The following is an 18,509-nucleotide window of genomic DNA, read 5'->3' on the forward strand; positions in this document are numbered from 1 at the left end:
CAAAACGGATGAATTGAAAGGAAGAAGCAGATGGATAAAGAAGCAGCGAAACGCCGGATCGAGGAACTGCACCAGATTTTGAATCAATACAACTACGAATATCATACACTTGATCGTCCAAGTGTTCCTGACGCTGAATATGATGCGCGGATGCGTGAGCTGATTTCTCTGGAGGAAGAGCACCCTGATTTAAAAGCAGCGGATTCTCCTTCACAAAGAGTAGGCGGCGCTGTTTTAGACGCCTTCCAAAAAGTACGTCACGGCACACCAATGCTCAGCCTTGGGAATGCGTTTAATGAACAGGACCTTCTTGATTTTGACCGCCGGGTTCGTCAAGCAGTCGGTGACGATATCGCATACAATGTCGAGCTGAAAATTGATGGACTCGCTGTTTCTCTCCGTTATGAAAATGGCGTGTTTGTCCGAGGAGCGACACGCGGAGATGGAACAACGGGGGAGGATATTACTGAAAACCTCAAAACGATTCGTTCCATCCCGCTTAAAATCAAACGCCCTCTGTCGATTGAAGTGAGAGGCGAGGCATTTATGCCAAAACCTTCTTTTGAAGCATTAAATGAAAAAAGAATACAAAACGAAGAAGAGCCGTTTGCAAACCCGCGTAATGCGGCTGCAGGTTCACTTCGTCAGCTAGATACGAAAATTGCAGCGAAACGAAACCTTGATATATTCGTCTACAGTATAGCGGAGCTTGATGAAATTGGTGTTGAAACGCAAAGCGCAGGACTTGATCTTCTCGACGAACTTGGCTTTAAAACAAACAAAGAAAGACGGATGTGCCAAACGATCGAAGAAGTCATCGAGCTCATTGAAACATTAAAAGTAAAGCGTGCCGATTTTTCATATGAAATCGATGGAATTGTCATTAAAGTCGATTCACTGGCTCAGCAGGAAGAACTCGGCTTTACAGCAAAAAGCCCGCGCTGGGCGATTGCGTACAAGTTTCCGGCTGAAGAGGTCGTAACGAAGCTGCTTGATATTGAACTAAGCGTCGGGCGTACAGGCGTGATTACACCAACAGCGATTCTTGAGCCTGTCAAAGTAGCAGGGACGACAGTGCAGCGTGCATCTCTTCATAATGAAGATTTGATCAAAGAAAAGGATATTCGCTATTTTGATCAGGTGATTGTGAAAAAAGCCGGCGATATTATTCCTGAAGTCGCAGGTGTCCTTGTCGATCAGCGTACAGGCGAAGAAAAGCCGTTTCACATGCCAACTGAATGTCCAGAGTGTCATAGTGAGCTGGTGCGAATCGAAGGAGAAGTGGCCTTGCGATGCATCAATCCAGAATGTCCTGCCCAAATACGTGAGGGTCTCATTCACTTCGTTTCCCGTAATGCAATGAATATTGATGGGCTTGGCGAGCGGGTCATTACACAGCTCTTCAAGGAACAGCTCGTTTCTCGTGTGTCAGACCTTTACCGATTAACGAAAGAAGAGCTGATTCAGCTTGAACGAATGGGCGAAAAATCTGTCGACAATTTACTGCGTTCGATTGAGCAGTCGAAAGAAAACTCTCTTGAGCGTTTACTATTTGGACTCGGAATTCGATTTATTGGATCAAAGGCGGCTAAGACCTTGGCGATGCATTTCGAAAACATCGATCAATTAAAGCAAGCAACGAAAGAACAATTACTTGAAGTCGACGAAATTGGTGAAAAAATGGCTGATGCCGTCGTCACGTACTTTGAGAAAGAAGAAATACTAGATCTGCTGAACGAACTAAAAGAGCTTGGAGTCAATATGACCTATACAGGGCCAAAGCCGGTAAAAGCAGAAGAAAGTGATTCCTATTTTGCAGGAAAAACCATTGTGCTGACAGGAAAGTTAGAAGAAATGGCTCGAAACGATGCAAAAGCAGCGATCGAAGCATTAGGCGGCAAGCTGGCAGGCAGTGTGAGTAAAAAAACAGATCTAGTCATTGCCGGAGAAGCAGCGGGGAGTAAGCTGACAAAGGCAGAAGAACTCAATATTGAAATTTGGGACGAAGCTAAAATGCTCGAGGAGCTAAAGAAATAAGAGGAGTGTTTTCTATTGAAAAAGTTGTTATTGCTGCTGACAATACTCACACTGGTATTGTCAGCGTGTGCACCTTTTGGGGGAAAGGAAGAGGAAGAGGTCACACAAAAAACGGATGAAACGAAGGAAACAAAGGAAACAGCCATCATCCCGATGTACAATATCTCAGACTCCTATTACAAAATGGTGCTGCCGTTTAAACAAGGAGCTGCGAGAGGTTTAACAGCGGAGCGTCTCAACACACGCTTGGACATTGATGAATTTGAAACAGGACTCATGCGCCTCGCAACAGAGTCATTTAATACAAACGACTATCTTTTCCAAGAAGGACAGCATTTAGATGAGGACACCGTTCTCAGCTGGCTGGCACGCAAAAAAACAGGCAGTGATCTGAAAAAGGCAGAAAAAGAAGATAAAGACTTTAAGAATCTAGGCTTAAATCCTGCTCTTCCAAACTCAGGTTCAACAAAGTCTAAAAATGAAAATAGTCCTATCTACTTAGCTTCGATGCTAGAGCATAATTACTTAATTCGAAAAGACAAAAACAGCTTACAGCTTGGCGGAGTTGTCATTGGTCTTGCACTGAACTCTGTTTATTATTACCGTGAAAAGATCGGTGACCCGCAGCAAGAGGTGACCATCGATTCATCGAAAAATTCAAAGAAACTTTTGGCAGAGGGTGAAAAAATCGCTGAACAAGTGGTCAAGCGCATTCGTCAAATGGACGGACTGCAAAAAGTGCCTGTCATGATTGCCCTTTATAAGCAAGCACCAAAATCATCTATCGTTCCAGGCAACTTTATCGCCAAAACGGATGTGAAGGCAGGCTCTGCTGATATCGGAAATTGGGATACGCTCAATGAGGAGAATGTATTCTTCCCTTCAGATAATGCGAAAAGCAGCTACAAAGATGATTCAGAGCGATTTGACCGCTTCAAGACAAAGGTCGAAGACTACTTCCCGAATTACACTGGTGTTGTAGGAAAAGGCTTTTACAAAAACGGCAACCTGCAAAAAATGAAAATCGAAATTCCAATGCAGTTCTATGGAAAAACAGAAGTTGTAGCCTTCACACAATATTTAACCGGTGAAGTCATGGATTATTACAAGAGTACCAATATTGAAATCAACATCACATCTTCTGATCAACAAGAAGCCCTGATCACGAAAAATGCTGAAGACAAAGAACCGACTGTTCATATATATGACTAAATAAGAGGGATTTCCAAACTCTTGTCAAAATATTAGTAGAAACCAAGAAGAAAGGCAGGTATGTTGATGCTCGTATAATGCTGATTACCGTCAAGAACATTTAAAAAGACGATAAAGGAGAATCAGCATGCATAAAGAAGTAAAAGCACGATACGATGAACAGAAAGTCTTAAAGAAAGCGGCTCACTTGTATAAATTTCAGCTTGACCAAGTCACATTTCTAGCCGATGCAGAAAATTATGTGTATGAATATAAGGCAATGAATGGGGAGAATTATATATTAAAAATCACCCATACCATTCGTCGTTCACCCACATATATTTTAGGAGAAATGGACTGGATTCGATTCCTGTCTCATCATGGTATTTCCGTAGCAAAGCCGATTTCATCAGCAAGAGGAAAAGACGTTGAAACCATTCCTGATCAAGCCGGAGGCGCATTTTTACTCCGTGTGTATGAAAAAGCACCGGGGAGAAAAGTGAATGAAGGAGATTGGAATGGGGAGCTGTTTGAAGCGTTAGGGTCCTATACAGGACGAATGCATCAAATAACAAAACGATATCAAGTAAAAGACCCTCTTTATAAGCGTCAAGAGTGGTATGAAGAGGAGCAATTAAAGCTTGATCAATATATTCCGTCTGATCAAACGGTTGTTTTGCGAAGAAAAGATGAACTGATGCAAAAGCTTCACCAGCTCCGAATTTCGAAGGATGTGTATGGGCTGGTGCATGCCGATTTGCATCACGGGAACTTTCATTATCATCAAGGAGAGATTATCGCATTTGATTTTGATGATATTGGATATCACTGGTTTATCAATGATATTAGTATTTTGCTATACAATGTTCTTTGGTATCCAGTGATTCCATATGATGATAAAGCTGAATTTACGGCAGAATTTATGAGTCATTTTCTAAAAGGCTATCGACAGGAGAATGAGCTTGATGACGCGTGGCTGGCAACAATCCCTGATTTTCTCATGCTGCGTCATATGCTTATTTATGGGCTTTTACATCAAGCATTTGATCTCCAAACATTGACTTCTGACGAAAAAGCCATGCTGTCATGTTTTCGAAAGGAAATTGAGCAAAAAACACCAATTACTCCTTTTGACTTTCAACAGCTGGCCCGATAAAAGAAAACCCTTGCTGTGTCAAACAGCAAGGGGTTTTTTACTATACCGTATCACACTTCACGCCAACGACGCCTTCTAGATCTTTAATATCAAAGTACACATCGGTTGTATAGCGGTCTTTATGCACACGTACGCGTACTTCCATGATCGGATAGTCCTTTTCTTTTAAATCATCAATTCGTACAGAATGAATGCGGATATTGAGGGCTTTCATTTCTTTTAAAATATCGGTCATGCGGTTTCGGTCAGAAAGAGACATTCTGATGCGGATTTCTTTTTCCTGCAGGCGAATCGGTCCGATCCGCTGGAAGAGCCATGGTAGAAATTCGACACTAATCAGAATAAAGAAAAGACTGAGGAAGGCCTCTTTATAAAATCCTGCACCTGTTGCAACCCCAAGTCCTGCTGCTCCCCAGATCATCGCAGAAGTCGTGAGTCCTGAGATGACATCATTGCTTTTTCGAAGAATCACACCTGCTCCAATAAAACCAACACCAGATATAATTTGCGCCGGTAACCTGAGTGGGTCCATTTGAAGCTTAGAGACTCGAGGGAAATTGTAGGCTGCATCAATGCTGATGATGGTTAAGACGCAGGAGCTGACAGCAATGACAATACACGTTTTTAAGCCGAGGGGCTTTTTCTTCAGCTCTCGTTCAAGCCCGATAATCAGACCGATTAGAGTGGCCACGGCTAATTTTAAGATTGTATCCCATTCAATTGTCCAAAACATGCGTATCGCTCCTTTCACTTCATGTACGTTTCACAACATGTATATGATCTTCTCACAGCCCATATAGCTGCACAACTCTTATTTTATTCAGTTTCTGAAGAAAGAAAAGCTTTTTATTTTATTTAAAAAGAGAGTCATCCGCATAGGGCAGATGACTCTTCAATTCTTTATTTTGTTTCTTCTTCAAGATGATCTTCCATTTTGTGAAATAGCTGTTTTGATGCTTTTGACGGCTTACTTGTCAATAAGCTCACAATAATCGCAGTTAATCCACTTAACGTAAAGCCTGGAATCATTTCATAAATACCTGTTGTATGGTTGAGGCCTGTCATAATCCATGTGAGAACTACAACCGCACCAACGATCATCCCAACTAGGGCACCATGATGATTCATTCGCTTCCAGTATAGGCAAAGTAAGATGACTGGACCGAATGAAGAACCAAATCCTGCCCACGCATAACCGACAAGGTCAAGAATGGTGTCACTTGGGTTAAGTGAAAGGCAGAGAGCAATCACAGCGACAACGAGTACAGACATCCGGCCAATCATGACGAGCTCTTTGTCTGATGCTGTTTTTCTAAAGAACGTTCTGTATAGATCTTCTGTCATGGCACTTGCTGTGACAAGCAGCTGAGACGAAATTGAACTCATAATCGCAGCTAAAATGGCAGAAAGTAAAAATCCAGTGATATATGGATGGAACAATACTTTAGAAAAAACGATAAAGATGGTTTCAGGATCAGCAAGATTCATACCCGTTTCATGAACATAGGCAACACCCACTAAACCGACAGACAGTGATCCAATCACTGAAATAATCATCCAGCTCATTCCAATTCGGCGTGCTGGTTTTAAATCTTTAACAGACGTAATGGCCATAAAGCGCACGATAATATGCGGCTGTCCAAAGTAACCTAGTCCCCAGGCAAGGAAGGAAATAATGCCAATGACGCTCGTTCCTCTAAAAATATCAAGCAATTTAGGGTCAATCTGTTGAATATCTTGGAATGTAGCAACAGGTCCGCCTAATTGTGTAAAGGCAACGATCGGCACGAGCACTAATGCTAAAAACATGATAGCTCCTTGGACAAAGTCCGTTAAGCTCACTGCCAAAAATCCGCCGAACAATGTATACAAAATGACAATACTTGACGTCAAAATCAGTCCAAACATGTAGTGAGCACCGAATGCTGACTCAAATAAACGTCCGCCTGATACCATCCCAGACGATGTATACAGCGTAAAGAAAATTAAAATGATGACGGCTGAAACAGCTTTTAATAAAGCAGATGATCCTTTGAATCGTTTATCAAAGAAATCAGGAATCGTAATCGCATCATCAGCAATTTCTGTATAAGAACGTAAACGAGGTGCAAGAATGAGGTAGTTCAAGTAAGCACCAACGATTAAACCAATCGCAAGCCAGGCTGTCGATAAACCTGTTTTATACATTTCACCTGGCACACCCATCAGCATCCAGCCGCTCATGTCCGCAGCACCTGCTGAAAGGGCTGTAACGAATGGGCCAAGCCCGCGTCCACCAAGCATATAATCATTTAAATCATGTGTTTTCCTGAATGCATACCAACCAATGGCAAGCATCCCGATAAAATAAATAGATAAGGAAATTGTAACTTCAATACTCATTTTGTGTTCTCACCTTTTTCGTATTAATTTGACATCACCTCAATCAAAATATACAGAAGTGCGATGGCAGCTTTTTTGCTTGACTGTCCCGCTCACTGCTATGGTTACTTAACCTAACAGAGTATTCCCAAGTGATCAACCTGCCTAAACCTCTTCATTTTGAAGAAAAAATGTACAGACCGGTGATAAGAATCAATGTGTAAGCGTTTACATAAATAAACAAAAGTAAAAATTTTCTGAAAAATAAAAGTCGCCCGTTTGATGACAAAGACGTTTCAAGAGAAAAGGCCTTTCACCGCGCCTGTGTAAAGTTGCTTTAGAACAGTAAAATTTGATATGATAAAGTGTATATGACTTATGATCATGACCACGAGCACGCATCATTTTTGGAGGTGAACCTGCATGTCAAGAATTTCAATAGAAGAAGTCAAGCACGTTGCGCATTTAGCAAGGCTTGCGATTACAGAAGAAGAAGCTGAGATGTTTACAGAACAGCTTGATAGCATCATTTCATTTGCAGAGCAGTTAAACGAGGTAGATACGGAAAACGTTGAACCTACTACACACGTATTAAAAATGAAAAACGTCATGAGAGAAGATGTTCCGAATAAAGGTCTTTCCATTGAGGCAGTCGTCAAAAACGCGCCTGATCATAAAGACGGCTATATTCGTGTGCCATCAATTTTGGACTAAAGGAGGCCCGAGACATGTCACTGTTTGATCACAAAATATCTGAATTAAAAGAGCTTTTACATAAAAAGGAACTGTCTGTTTCTGATTTAGTGGACGAGTCTTATAAACGAATCAATGAAGTAGACGGGAAAGTACAAGCATTCCTTGCACTGGACGAAGAAAAAGCACGTGCGTATGCAAAGGAACTGGACGAGGCAGTTGGTGAAAAGGACGAGCTTGGCCTATTGTTTGGTATGCCGATCGGCGTGAAAGATAACATTGTTACAAAGGATTTGCGTACAACAGCTTCAAGTAAAATCCTGCAAAACTTTGATCCGATTTATGATGCAACCGTTGTGAACCGTCTAAGAGAGGCTGAAGCAGTCACAATCGGTAAATTAAACATGGACGAATTCGCAATGGGATCTTCTACGGAGAACTCAGGCTACAAAACGACGAAAAACCCATGGAATTTAAACACCGTTCCAGGCGGATCAAGCGGTGGATCAGCAGCTTCTGTTGCAGCAGGTGAAGTACCGTTCTCACTTGGTTCAGATACAGGCGGTTCTATTCGTCAGCCGGCATCTTTCTGCGGGGTTGTCGGTCTTAAGCCGACATATGGCCGTGTATCCAGATACGGATTAATTGCATTTGCTTCATCATTAGATCAAATTGGTCCGATTACACGTAATGTAGAGGACAACGCCTATGTTCTTCAAGCGATTGCTGGTGTCGATCAAATGGACGCAACAAGCGCAAATGTCGATGTCCCAGATTTTCTTTCTTCATTAACTGGCGACATCAAAGGTCTGAAAATCGCTGTGCCGAAAGAATATCTAGGCGAAGGCGTTGGCGAGGAAGCAAAAGAGTCTGTTCTTCAAGCGTTAAAAGTATTAGAAGGACTTGGTGCTTCGTGGGAAGAAGTGTCTCTTCCGCATTCTAAATATGCGCTTGCGACTTACTACTTACTGTCTTCTTCAGAAGCATCTGCAAACCTTGCACGTTTTGACGGCATCCGCTATGGCTACCGTACAGATAATGCAGACAATCTCATTGATTTATACAAAAATACTCGTTCTGAAGGTTTCGGAGACGAAGTGAAGCGCCGCATCATGCTTGGTACATTCGCGCTAAGCTCAGGATATTACGATGCGTACTATAAAAAAGCGCAAAAAGTCCGTACATTGATCAAAAAAGACTTTGAAGATGTTTTCGAAAAGTATGATGTCATTGTAGGACCAACAACACCAACTCCTGCATTTAAGATTGGTGAGAAGACAAGCGATCCGCTAACCATGTATGCAAACGATATTTTAACGATCCCTGTTAACCTTGCAGGCGTTCCAGGAATCAGTGTGCCTTGTGGATTTGCAAATGGCCTTCCGTTAGGACTGCAAATCATCGGCAAGCACTTTGACGAAGGAACAGTGTACCGCGTGGCTCACGCTTTCGAGCAAGCAACAGATCATCATAAAGCAAAACCTGAACTGTAAGGGGTGAATTAGAATGAACTTTGAAACGGTAATTGGACTTGAAGTCCACGTAGAGCTAAAAACACAATCGAAAATTTTCTCAAGCTCACCGACACCTTTTGGTGCAGCTGCCAACACGCAAACAAGTGTCATCGACCTTGGGTATCCTGGCGTACTGCCTGTACTGAACAAAGAAGCGGTGAACTTTGCGATGAAAGCGGCCATGGCGCTGAACTGTGAAATCGCAACAGATACAAAATTTGACCGTAAAAACTACTTCTATCCTGATAACCCAAAGGCGTATCAAATTTCTCAATTTGATAAACCGATCGGTGAAAACGGCTGGATTGAAATTGAAGTAGAAGGCAAAACAAAACGAATCGGTATTACGCGTCTCCATTTGGAAGAGGATGCAGGGAAACTGACGCACACAGGCGACGGCTACTCACTCGTCGATTTCAACCGTCAAGGCACACCGCTTGTTGAAATCGTATCTGAGCCAGACATTTGCACACCAGAAGAAGCGTATGCTTACTTAGAAAAATTAAAATCCATTATTCAATATACAGGCGTTTCTGACTGTAAGATGGAAGAAGGTTCACTTCGCTGTGATGCCAATATTTCTCTTCGCCCAATCGGCCGTGAAGAATTTGGAACGAAAACAGAGCTCAAAAACTTGAACTCATTCGCTTTCGTACAAAAAGGCCTTGAATTCGAAGAAAAGCGTCAAGAGCAAGTATTGCTTTCTGGCGGCTTGATTGAACAGGAAACCCGCCGTTATGACGAAGCGTCTAAAAAGACGATTCTAATGCGTGTCAAAGAGGGCTCTGATGATTACCGCTACTTCCCAGAACCGGATTTGGTGGAGCTTTACATTGATGACGAGTGGAAAGAACGCGTAAGAGCATCTATCCCAGAGCTTCCAGACGAGCGCCGCAAACGCTACATCGACGAGCTTGGACTTCCTGCATACGATGCGATGGTACTCACGCTGACGAAAGAAATGTCTGATTTCTTTGAAGCGACCATTTCAGAAGGTGCAGAAGCGAAGCAAGCATCGAACTGGCTCATGGGTGAAGTATCTGCTTACTTAAACTCTGCTCAAAAAGAGCTGGACGATACAAAGCTAACGCCGCAAGGACTTGCTGGCATGATCAAGCTTATTGAAAAAGGAACAATTTCCTCTAAGATTGCGAAAAAGGTATTCAAAGAGCTCATTGAAAATGGAGGAGATGCAGAAACAATCGTCAAAGAAAAAGGACTTGTCCAAATTTCTGACGAAGGTGCACTGCTCAAACTTGTCACAGAAGCACTTGATAACAACCCGCAATCCATTGAAGACTTTAAAAATGGTAAAGACCGCGCGATTGGTTTCTTAGTCGGACAAATCATGAAAGCATCGAAGGGCCAAGCTAACCCGCCGATGGTGAACAAGATTCTCCTTGAAGAAATCAAAAAACGCTAAATCGCAAAAAAACCGCCTGATGAAATAGGCGGTTTTTTTGCTTGAAATGACAGGGTCTTAACATAGATTCAGACCACCGCCGTATATCAATTTAGAGAATCTTTTCTTATAATGAAGCATAAGCGAAAGTGCACATTCGAAGGGGGAAAGGTGAGCTAAATCGAAAAACAGCACGACATGTTACTGAAGAAACAGCTTCAATTGCTCCACTGCTCTTAGAACAGCAGGCTCCTCACACTTTTCTAAATTCGTCAGCATTCCTTGGATGACTGGCTTTCGAGGTTCAGCTTTTGCCAGCTCTTCTTCAATCACTTCAATGGATACAACGGTATCATCTGAAAGCAGATGCTCAAGCTTTAACAAGCGAAGCTCCTCTTGAAGGGAAGCAGCACTCGGCGCTTCATCATCCCAAATGCTTTGCTTCAAAATCGGCTTCGTCTGAGAACGAAGCAAGCCGTGAACAAGATCATCAAACCGTTCGAGTATAAAGGATGAGAGCTCATCAAATGATAATTTCATTTGATCCTGTAAAAGCAGAACCTGCACATATGATTGGATAATTCCTTGAATCATGACTGACAGGTCAGTTATATATGGTTCGATTTCCTGTCCATAAGTGGTCAAGATGGAAATTTGAATTTCATCGTTCATTTGCTTTTTCACAGTTTTTGAATACTTTTTAATCTGCTGGTTTTCCGGAATAATGTTCTCGCTGAGGATCAGAATGATAAAATCCTTGTTCTCAGCAAAATGCTGAAACTGTTCAGCGATTTGTTTCTGAAAGATCTCTCTCGGCGCGAGATGCTGATTCTCTTTTCGAATCATTTCGATAGTTTGCATCGAAGTGTCGATATAATATTCAAACGCTCGGTTGAAAAGCTGTTCTTTTGATTTGAAATGTAAATAAAATGCGCCTTTTGATATTCCGCATTCATCTGCAATTTCCTGAATGGTCGTAGAAGAAAAACCCTTTTTCGCAAACAATTGGATGCTTGCTTTAATGATTTTTTCTTTTTTTTCGTTCATGAAATAAGGCCCCTTCAGCTTTAGAATGTTACGTCAAACGCAAGTGAAATGGTTGACGGCATTGTATATCACCGTTTATTATGATATAGAATGACCAGTCAGTCAATACATAAAGGAAAATGGAGGATATAATGAATTCGATCATCAATTTTGTATTAAAGAATAAGTTCGCTGTATGGCTCATGACGATTATCGTAACAGTTGCTGGTCTATATGCCGGATTGAATATGAAACAAGAATCAATCCCGAATATCAACACGCCAGTCATTACGGTTTCTACAACGTACCCTGGCGCAACGCCGGACGAAGTATCAGATAAGGTGACAGATCCAATTGAAAAATCGATTCAGAACCTCAATGGGGTCAGCGTGGTCACTTCTAATTCATTTGAAAATGCATCATCCATTCAAATCGAGTACGATTACAACAAAGACATGGATGAAGCAAAAAAGGAAATTGAAGATGCGATTAGCAATATCGATTTCCCTGAAAATGCAGAAAAACCTAAAATCGCACGCTTTAGTATTAATGCGATTCCAATCCTAGCTCTTAGTGTCTCTGGTGATAAAGAATCATTACAGGACCTTACACAAAAAGTAGAAAATGATCTCGTTCCTTCACTTCAAGGATTAGACGGTGTCTCTTCTGTCGAAACTTCAGGACAGCAAATCAAAGAAGTAGAATTTTCATTTAAACAAAAGAAATTGAAAGAATACGGTCTAGATGAAGAAACCGTCCAAAACATGATCAAAGGCTCTGATGTGAATGTACCATTAGGTCTATACACATTTGGCAACAAACAAAAATCAGTTGTCGTGGACGGCAATATTTTAAGCGTCAAAGATTTGAAAAACATGCGTATTCCAGTCACACCAAGTGCAGGCGGCGGTGCGGGAAGCGCTGGAGCTGGAGCACCTTCTAACGGCTCAGAAAACCCAGGTGCGCAAGGTGCGGAGCAGCAGGCTGGAAGTGCAAGTCAGCAGCAAGCAGCAGCTCAGCAGCAAGCAGGTGCAGCAAGCAGTCAATCTGTAGAGCTGCCGACGATCAAGCTATCTGAGATAGCAGATATTAAAGTCGTAAAAGATGCAGAATCGATCTCTAGAACGAACGGAAAAGACAGTATCGGTCTGCAAATTGTTAAAGGTTCTGATGCCAACACAGTGAGTGTAGCAGAAGAAGTGACAAAAGAGCTTGAGAAATTTAAAAAAGACAACAAAGGCATCAAAGTAAGTACCACATATGATCAAGCAGGACCGATTAAAGAGTCTGTCAGCACAATGCTGAACAAGGCGATCATCGGAGCAATCTTTGCGATCATTATCATTATGTTGTTCCTTCGAGATATCAAATCAACATTAATTTCGGTCATTTCCATTCCGTTATCTCTGTTGATTGCTGTTTTATTATTAAATCAGCTGGATATTACATTAAATATCATGACACTTGGTGCCATGACCGTCGCCATTGGGCGTGTTGTCGATGACTCGATAGTGGTCATAGAAAACATCTATCGACGAATGGCATTAAAGGATGAACCATTAAAAGGCAAGGCACTCGTCAGAGAAGCCACAAAAGAAATGTTTATCCCGATTATGTCTTCGACCATTGTGACAATTGCAGTATTCTTACCGTTAGCATTAGTAGGTGGAATGATTGGTGAACTATTCATCCCATTTGCCCTAACGATTGTGTTTGCGTTACTTGCTTCACTGCTTGTCGCCATTACAATTGTTCCAATGATGGCACACAGTCTATTTAAAAAGAATCTCTACGGCACAGCGAAAAAAGTAAAAGAACATAAACCAAGCAAGCTTGCTGGCGGTTATAGACGTGTACTTAATTGGACACTCAACCATAAATGGATCACATCAGGAATTGCCATTCTTATGCTTGTCGGAAGCTTATTCTTAGCACCACTTGTCGGTGTCAGCTTCTTACCACAGGAAGCAGAGAAAACGGCCATGGTGACATACACGCCAGAGCCTGGACAAACGAGAGAGCAAGCAATTGATGAAACGAAAAAAGCTGAAGATTATTTGATGAAACGTGATCATGTCAATACAGTTCAGTATTCACTAGGCTCTTCAAATGCCATGACAGCAAGTGTTGGCGGTAACTCTAACGGTGCATTATTCTTCGTACAATATGATGATGACACGCCAAACTTTGATAAAGAAAAAGATCGCGTGGTCAAAGCTCTGCAAGATAAAGCATCTAAAGGGGAATGGAAATCACAAGACTTCTCATCTGCTGGTGCAAGCAATACGGTGACGTACTATGTGTACGGGGATAAAGCAAGTGATATTGAAGGCACAGTAAAAGATGTTGAGAACATCTTAAAAGATGAGAATAACCTGAAAAATGTCAGCACAAGCTTATCTGAGAAATACGACGAATATACGTTTAATGCAGATCAAGAAAAACTAGCGAAACTAGGTCTAACTGCTTCACAAATCGCTCAAGCGATTGCACCTCAAAATAGTGAAACAACACTGACGAAAGTCACAGAGGACGGCAAAGAACTTGATGTGAAGCTTCAAACGGAAAAAGATGAATATAAGAGCAAAAAAGATTTAGAAAATAAAAAGATCACCACACCAACAGGGCAAGAAGTCCGAATTGGTGATGTCGTAAAAGTAAAAGATGGTACGACAGCAAATACGGTGACAAAACGTGATGGGAAAATCTACGCAGAAGTGTCTGGTGACATGACAACAGACGACGTCTCAAGTGTGACACAAGATGTTCAGAAGAAAGTCGACAAGCTTGATCTGAAATCTGGCGTAACGATTGACACAGGCGGCGTAAGTGCGGATATTGAGGAATCCTTTACACAGCTTGGTCTCGCAATGCTTGCAGCAATTGCCATTGTGTACCTCGTTCTCGTCATCACATTTGGCGGAGGTCTTGCACCATTTGCGATTCTCTTCTCACTACCATTTACGGTAATTGGTGCACTCGTCGGACTGTTTATAGCAAAAGAAACCATCAGCTTAAATGCCATGATTGGATTACTTATGCTGATCGGGATCGTTGTGACCAATGCCATTGTCTTCATTGACCGCGTCATTCATAAAGAAAACGAAGGTCTTTCAACAAGAGAAGCATTACTGGAAGCAGGTACAACAAGATTACGACCAATCTTAATGACGGCACTTGCAACGATTGGTGCACTGCTGCCACTCGCATTAGGATTTGAAGGCGGAAGCCAGATCGTATCAAAAGGACTTGGCGTAACCGTAATTGGCGGTTTAACAAGTTCTACACTTCTCACATTGGTCATCGTCCCAATCGTGTATGAAATGTTAAGCAAGTTTAGACGTAAGAAAAAGTACGCAGAAGAAGAATAAGAGGAAGCCCCGCTCATTGGCGGGGCTTTTTTTATTTTGAAATCTGACAAACAGCTTTTCTCATAAGCTCTTCAAATGCGTGGAAAAAGGCATCACGATCGACATGGTCAATCACTTGAATTGATTTTCCATCTGGATGCTCTTCGGTGCGTCCTTGCTTTGGCGTCTCGGTATAAACGATCGCATTAACTTCTTTCGAACGGGTAAATGATGTAGATGCAAGAGTAATCGTTGTCAGCACATCCCATAAGTAATACGTCGAGTTCGTTTCATGATGAATGAGCGGCGGACAAAAGGCGTAGCACTGTCCGATAAAATCTATTCCAATATGAGAACGAAGAGAAGCCCAGCGCTGACGTACATCAAGTGTAAGCGGGACTTGATTTGTACTTTCAAGTGCGACCATTTCAATAGGGAAAGGTTCCTGAAAGACAGTGCTCACAGCATAAGGGTCCCAAAAGGCATTCCATTCTGCTGTCCCGTCATGCTCGGGTTCTTCAACATTGCCTTTTTCAAGGAACGTGCCGCCCATCCACACTAATTTCTCAATTTTATTAGAGATCGAAGGATCTTCTTCTAAAGCGCGTGCAAGATCTGTGAGCGGACCAGTAAAGAGCAGGGTGACAGGTTCTTTTGCCTTCTTAACCGTTTCAATCAGATGAAGGTGTGCTGGCAGCTTGGACACCTTTGTATCAACAGTGCCTTTTTCGTTTAAAATTGGCAGAGCATCTACATAAAAAGCATGCATGCGCCACTCCTTCGGAAATGGATTGACGCCTCTAGAAGTTGAAGCAGCGACTTCAATTTCATAAGGGCTGAATCGATCAATGATTTTTTGAGATGCACTGAGAGCAGGCTCTAAATAACAATCAGCAGGAATCACAGACATTCCGATGACTTTCAGATGTTCCATTTGAAGGAGAAGAAATAAAGAGACGAGGTCATCAACACCGCCGTCATGATTAAAATAGACAGGCTTTTTCATCGCATATCATCCTTTACAGCGTTTTCTTTTATCTTATCAGAATGCTTTCTTGCTGCGGGAAATGTGGTAGGAGATTTCACATATTAGGTGGTTGTTTTGTTGCCATTTTCAAATCTCATAGTATAATTAAAGGTTGTTAGTGGTGAAAATAGATTGCATAATGAATATAGGATGATGATGAATGAAACGTGCTCGAATTATATACAATCCGACATCTGGGCGTGAACTCTTCAAGAAGAATTTACCGCAGGTTTTGCAAAAATTTGAACAAGCTGGCTATGAAACTTCTTGTCATGCGACGACATGTGCAGGAGATGCCACGCAAGCAGCAGAAAAAGCCGCACAGAGAGATTTTGATTTAATTGTAGCAGCAGGTGGAGACGGCACGATCAATGAAGTCGTCAACGGACTAGCACCGCTTGAAAAAAGACCAAAACTAGGAATTATTCCAGTTGGAACAACAAATGACTTCGCAAGAGCACTTGGAATTCCACGAGAAGGTGTTTTGAAAGCGACAGATGCCATTATTGAGGGTGTAGCGAAGCCGCTTGATATCGGTAAAGTCAATGGCCATTATTTTATTAATATTGCTGGCGGCGGCCGGTTAACAGAGCTCACCTATGAGGTGCCTAGTAAACTGAAGACCATGCTTGGACAGCTTGCTTATTATTTAAAAGGCATGGAGATGCTTCCTTCTATCCGCCCGACAGAAGTCGAAATTGAATATGACGGCAAATTGTTTCATGGAGAAATCATGCTGTTTCTTGTTTCACTCACAAACTCAGTAGGCGGCTTTGAAAAACTAGCGCCAGATTCCATTTTAGATGATGGGATGTTTGACCTGATCATTCTAAAGAAGGTCAATCTAGCAGAAGCCATTCGAGTGGTCAGCCTTGCACTCAGAGGCGAGCATATTCATGATAACAATGTCATCTACGCAAAAGCGAATCGCGTGAAGGTAGATGTAAAAGATAAAATGCAATTGAATTTAGATGGTGAATACGGCGGCATGCTGCCAGGTGAATTTGAAAACCTGTATCGCCATATTGAATTTATTGTGCCAAAAGCAACAGCTGAAAAAATAGGGTGAAGACTGAACTTGGTTCCTTATGGCGGCCAAGTTTTTCTTTGCAAATGAGGTGATAAAATTGGTGAAAATGAAACCGCCTGTTGAAAAGAATGAATACTACAATGTAACCTTCGAAGACTTAACGCATGAAGGTGCAGGTGTAGCGAAAATTGAAGGATTCCCTGTCTTTGTACCGAATGCCCTTCCTGACGAACAAGGGAAAATCAAAGTTACACGAGTCAAAAAAGGATTTGCTTTTGGACGACTCATGGAGCTGACAAAGGAAAGTCAGCACAGGCAAGATGCGCCATGTCCCATTTACAAGCAGTGCGGCGGCTGTCAAATTCAGCATATGAGTTATGAAGGCCAGCTGCTATTTAAACAGAAACAAGTAAAGGACGTTTTAGAGCGGATCGGCAAGCTTGATATGAGCCGTGTAAAAGTTCATCCTGTACTCGGCATGGAAGATCCTTGGAATTACAGAAACAAAGCACAAGTTCCAATTGGTGAACGCGAAGGCGGACTTGTTGCAGGATTTTATCAGCAGCGCACCCATGAAATCATTGATATGGAAAAATGTTTGATTCAGCAGTCAGAAAACGACGAAGTGGTACAGGCAGTAAAAGATATATGCAATGCGTTTGGCATCAAAGCATATAACGAAGAGCGGCACAAAGGCTGGCTGCGTCATGTGATGGTTCGCTACGGTATTGCAACAGGTGAAATGATGGTTGTGTTTGTGACTAGAACGGCTGATTTTCCGCAAAAGCAGCAGGTGATTGAGCAGATTATAGCACGCTTCCCACATGTTCGGTCAATTGTACAAAACGTGAATTCAAAGAAAACAAATGTCATTTTCGGAGACGAAACAACCGTTTTATGGGGGGAAGAATACATTTATGACACGATTGGCGACATCAAATTTGCCATTTCAGCCCGCTCATTTTATCAAGTGAACCCAGCTCAAACAAAGGTGCTTTACGACAAAGCGCTTGAATATGCAGAGCTGCAAGGCGAAGAAACCGTGATTGATGCATACTGCGGAATCGGGACGATCTCTTTATTTCTCGCAAAAAAGGCAGGCAGAGTATATGGGGTTGAAATTGTCCCAGAAGCGATTGAAGATGCAAAACGCAACGCTGCCTTAAACGGAATCAACAACGTCGAATTTGCAGTCGGCGAAGCAGAAACGGTCATCCCAAACTGGTACAAAGAAGGTATCAAAGCAGACACACTAGTTGTCGATCCGCCTAGAAAAGGCTGTGACGAAGCACTGCTTGACACCATTTTAAAGATGAAACCAAACCGTGTTGTTTATGTTTCCTGTAACCCAGGGACGCTTGCCCGTGATTTGCGTATTCTTGAAGATGGCGGGTATGTGACAGAGGAAGTGCAGCCTGTGGATATGTTTCCGCATACCAACCATGTAGAATGTGTAGCGCAACTTATTTTAAAAGAAGGCAACTAACCCGTATGGGTGTTGCCTTCTTTTTTTATAGTAGGGGGATTAACAAAGTTTTAGTTGAAGTTTCCTTAAACTCTTTGTCCGTAACTGCTGTACTTAATCAGGCAATTCACAGAAAATTTATTTTAACTTTTTGATATAATAGAAATATGAATAAAATGTAAAATTGGTAATTAAAAGGATGATGAGAAGGTTTGTTATTGGAATATAAGAAAAATCATGGTCGTCGATTAGGGGGG

13 protein-coding genes are annotated in these 18,509 nt (G+C 42.0%); 9 read left to right on the top strand and 4 right to left on the bottom strand.

Features of this window, described 5'->3' with window-relative positions; genetic code table 11:
• The first annotated feature begins 30 nt into the window (after window positions 1-30).
• From ligA to NSQ25_RS03305, 3 genes are all read left to right on the top strand, one after another.
• A complete protein-coding gene (gene ligA, locus NSQ25_RS03295) occupies window positions 31-2,037 on the top strand; it encodes an NAD-dependent DNA ligase LigA (RefSeq protein WP_326136742.1) in 2,007 nt (668 codons plus the stop codon).
• A 15-nt stretch (window positions 2,038-2,052) separates the two neighbouring features.
• The gene (locus NSQ25_RS03300; RefSeq protein WP_326136741.1) at window positions 2,053-3,249 is read left to right on the top strand and encodes a CamS family sex pheromone protein; all 1,197 of its coding nucleotides are present in this window, start codon (window positions 2,053-2,055) and stop codon (window positions 3,247-3,249) included.
• Window positions 3,250-3,376: 127 nt separating this feature from the next.
• On the top strand, window positions 3,377-4,384 hold the full coding sequence (locus tag NSQ25_RS03305; RefSeq protein ID WP_326136740.1) for a phosphotransferase: 1,008 nt from the start codon (window positions 3,377-3,379) through the stop codon (window positions 4,382-4,384).
• Between the two features lie 40 nt (window positions 4,385-4,424).
• On the opposite strand, the gene NSQ25_RS03310 is transcribed toward NSQ25_RS03305, so the two are convergent.
• Both NSQ25_RS03310 and putP read right to left on the bottom strand, forming a co-directional pair.
• On the bottom strand, window positions 4,425-5,123 hold the full coding sequence (locus NSQ25_RS03310; RefSeq protein WP_326136776.1) for an MgtC/SapB family protein: 699 nt from the start codon (window positions 5,121-5,123) through the stop codon (window positions 4,425-4,427).
• Between the two features lie 161 nt (window positions 5,124-5,284).
• Entirely contained in the window at window positions 5,285-6,766 is a 1,482-nt protein-coding gene (putP, locus tag NSQ25_RS03315; protein WP_326136739.1) for a sodium/proline symporter PutP, read from the bottom strand.
• A 402-nt stretch (window positions 6,767-7,168) separates the two neighbouring features.
• On the opposite strand from putP, the gene gatC reads away from it, so the two are divergent.
• The 3 genes from gatC to gatB are packed head-to-tail and all read left to right on the top strand — an operon-like array spanning window position 7,169 to window position 10,375.
• Entirely contained in the window at window positions 7,169-7,459 is a 291-nt protein-coding gene (gatC, locus tag NSQ25_RS03320) for an Asp-tRNA(Asn)/Glu-tRNA(Gln) amidotransferase subunit GatC (protein ID WP_024424549.1), read from the top strand.
• A 14-nt stretch (window positions 7,460-7,473) separates the two neighbouring features.
• The gene (gene gatA, locus NSQ25_RS03325) at window positions 7,474-8,931 is read left to right on the top strand and encodes an Asp-tRNA(Asn)/Glu-tRNA(Gln) amidotransferase subunit GatA (protein WP_326136738.1); all 1,458 of its coding nucleotides are present in this window, start codon (window positions 7,474-7,476) and stop codon (window positions 8,929-8,931) included.
• A 13-nt stretch (window positions 8,932-8,944) separates the two neighbouring features.
• A complete protein-coding gene (gene gatB, locus NSQ25_RS03330) occupies window positions 8,945-10,375 on the top strand; it encodes an Asp-tRNA(Asn)/Glu-tRNA(Gln) amidotransferase subunit GatB (RefSeq protein ID WP_326136737.1) in 1,431 nt (476 codons plus the stop codon).
• 180 nt (window positions 10,376-10,555) lie between these two features.
• Here the strand turns inward: gatB and NSQ25_RS03335 are convergent, their stop codons facing one another.
• Entirely contained in the window at window positions 10,556-11,401 is an 846-nt protein-coding gene (locus NSQ25_RS03335; RefSeq protein ID WP_034282806.1) for a TetR/AcrR family transcriptional regulator, read from the bottom strand.
• Window positions 11,402-11,532: 131 nt separating this feature from the next.
• Here NSQ25_RS03335 and NSQ25_RS03340 point away from each other — a divergent pair, with 131 nt between their 5' ends.
• Window positions 11,533-14,751 (top strand): efflux RND transporter permease subunit, encoded by a 3,219-nt coding sequence (locus NSQ25_RS03340; RefSeq protein ID WP_326136736.1) that lies wholly within the window; start codon window positions 11,533-11,535, stop codon window positions 14,749-14,751.
• 31 nt (window positions 14,752-14,782) lie between these two features.
• Here the strand turns inward: NSQ25_RS03340 and NSQ25_RS03345 are convergent, their stop codons facing one another.
• Window positions 14,783-15,736 (bottom strand): nucleoside hydrolase, encoded by a 954-nt coding sequence (locus tag NSQ25_RS03345; protein WP_061110519.1) that lies wholly within the window; start codon window positions 15,734-15,736, stop codon window positions 14,783-14,785.
• Between the two features lie 181 nt (window positions 15,737-15,917).
• Here NSQ25_RS03345 and NSQ25_RS03350 point away from each other — a divergent pair, with 181 nt between their 5' ends.
• A complete protein-coding gene (locus tag NSQ25_RS03350) occupies window positions 15,918-16,826 on the top strand; it encodes a diacylglycerol kinase (protein ID WP_024424554.1) in 909 nt (302 codons plus the stop codon).
• A gap of 61 nt (window positions 16,827-16,887) precedes the next feature.
• Window positions 16,888-18,273, top strand: a complete 1,386-nt coding sequence (gene rlmD, locus NSQ25_RS03355) for a 23S rRNA (uracil(1939)-C(5))-methyltransferase RlmD (protein ID WP_326136735.1) — start codon at window positions 16,888-16,890, stop codon at window positions 18,271-18,273.
• The last annotated feature ends 236 nt before the right edge of the window (window positions 18,274-18,509 follow it).

This window comes from Bacillus sp. FSL R5-0512, from assembly GCF_038593295.1.
Lineage (GTDB): Bacteria > Bacillota > Bacilli > Bacillales > Bacillaceae > Bacillus > Bacillus safensis.

Excerpts from the sequence above, each read along its gene's own strand:
- putP (WP_326136739.1), bottom strand. The coding sequence starts at position 6,766 with ATGAGTATTGAAGTTACAATTTCCTTATCTATTTATTTTATCGGGATG.
- NSQ25_RS03340 (WP_326136736.1), top strand. The coding sequence starts at position 11,533 with ATGAATTCGATCATCAATTTTGTATTAAAGAATAAGTTCGCTGTATGG.
- NSQ25_RS03305 (WP_326136740.1), top strand. The coding sequence starts at position 3,377 with ATGCATAAAGAAGTAAAAGCACGATACGATGAACAGAAAGTCTTAAAG.
- NSQ25_RS03350 (WP_024424554.1), top strand. The coding sequence starts at position 15,918 with ATGAAACGTGCTCGAATTATATACAATCCGACATCTGGGCGTGAACTC.
- NSQ25_RS03345 (WP_061110519.1), bottom strand. The coding sequence starts at position 15,736 with ATGAAAAAGCCTGTCTATTTTAATCATGACGGCGGTGTTGATGACCTC.
- NSQ25_RS03335 (WP_034282806.1), bottom strand. The coding sequence starts at position 11,401 with ATGAACGAAAAAAAAGAAAAAATCATTAAAGCAAGCATCCAATTGTTT.
- ligA (WP_326136742.1), top strand. The coding sequence starts at position 31 with ATGGATAAAGAAGCAGCGAAACGCCGGATCGAGGAACTGCACCAGATT.
- gatC (WP_024424549.1), top strand. The coding sequence starts at position 7,169 with ATGTCAAGAATTTCAATAGAAGAAGTCAAGCACGTTGCGCATTTAGCA.
- gatA (WP_326136738.1), top strand. The coding sequence starts at position 7,474 with ATGTCACTGTTTGATCACAAAATATCTGAATTAAAAGAGCTTTTACAT.
- gatB (WP_326136737.1), top strand. The coding sequence starts at position 8,945 with ATGAACTTTGAAACGGTAATTGGACTTGAAGTCCACGTAGAGCTAAAA.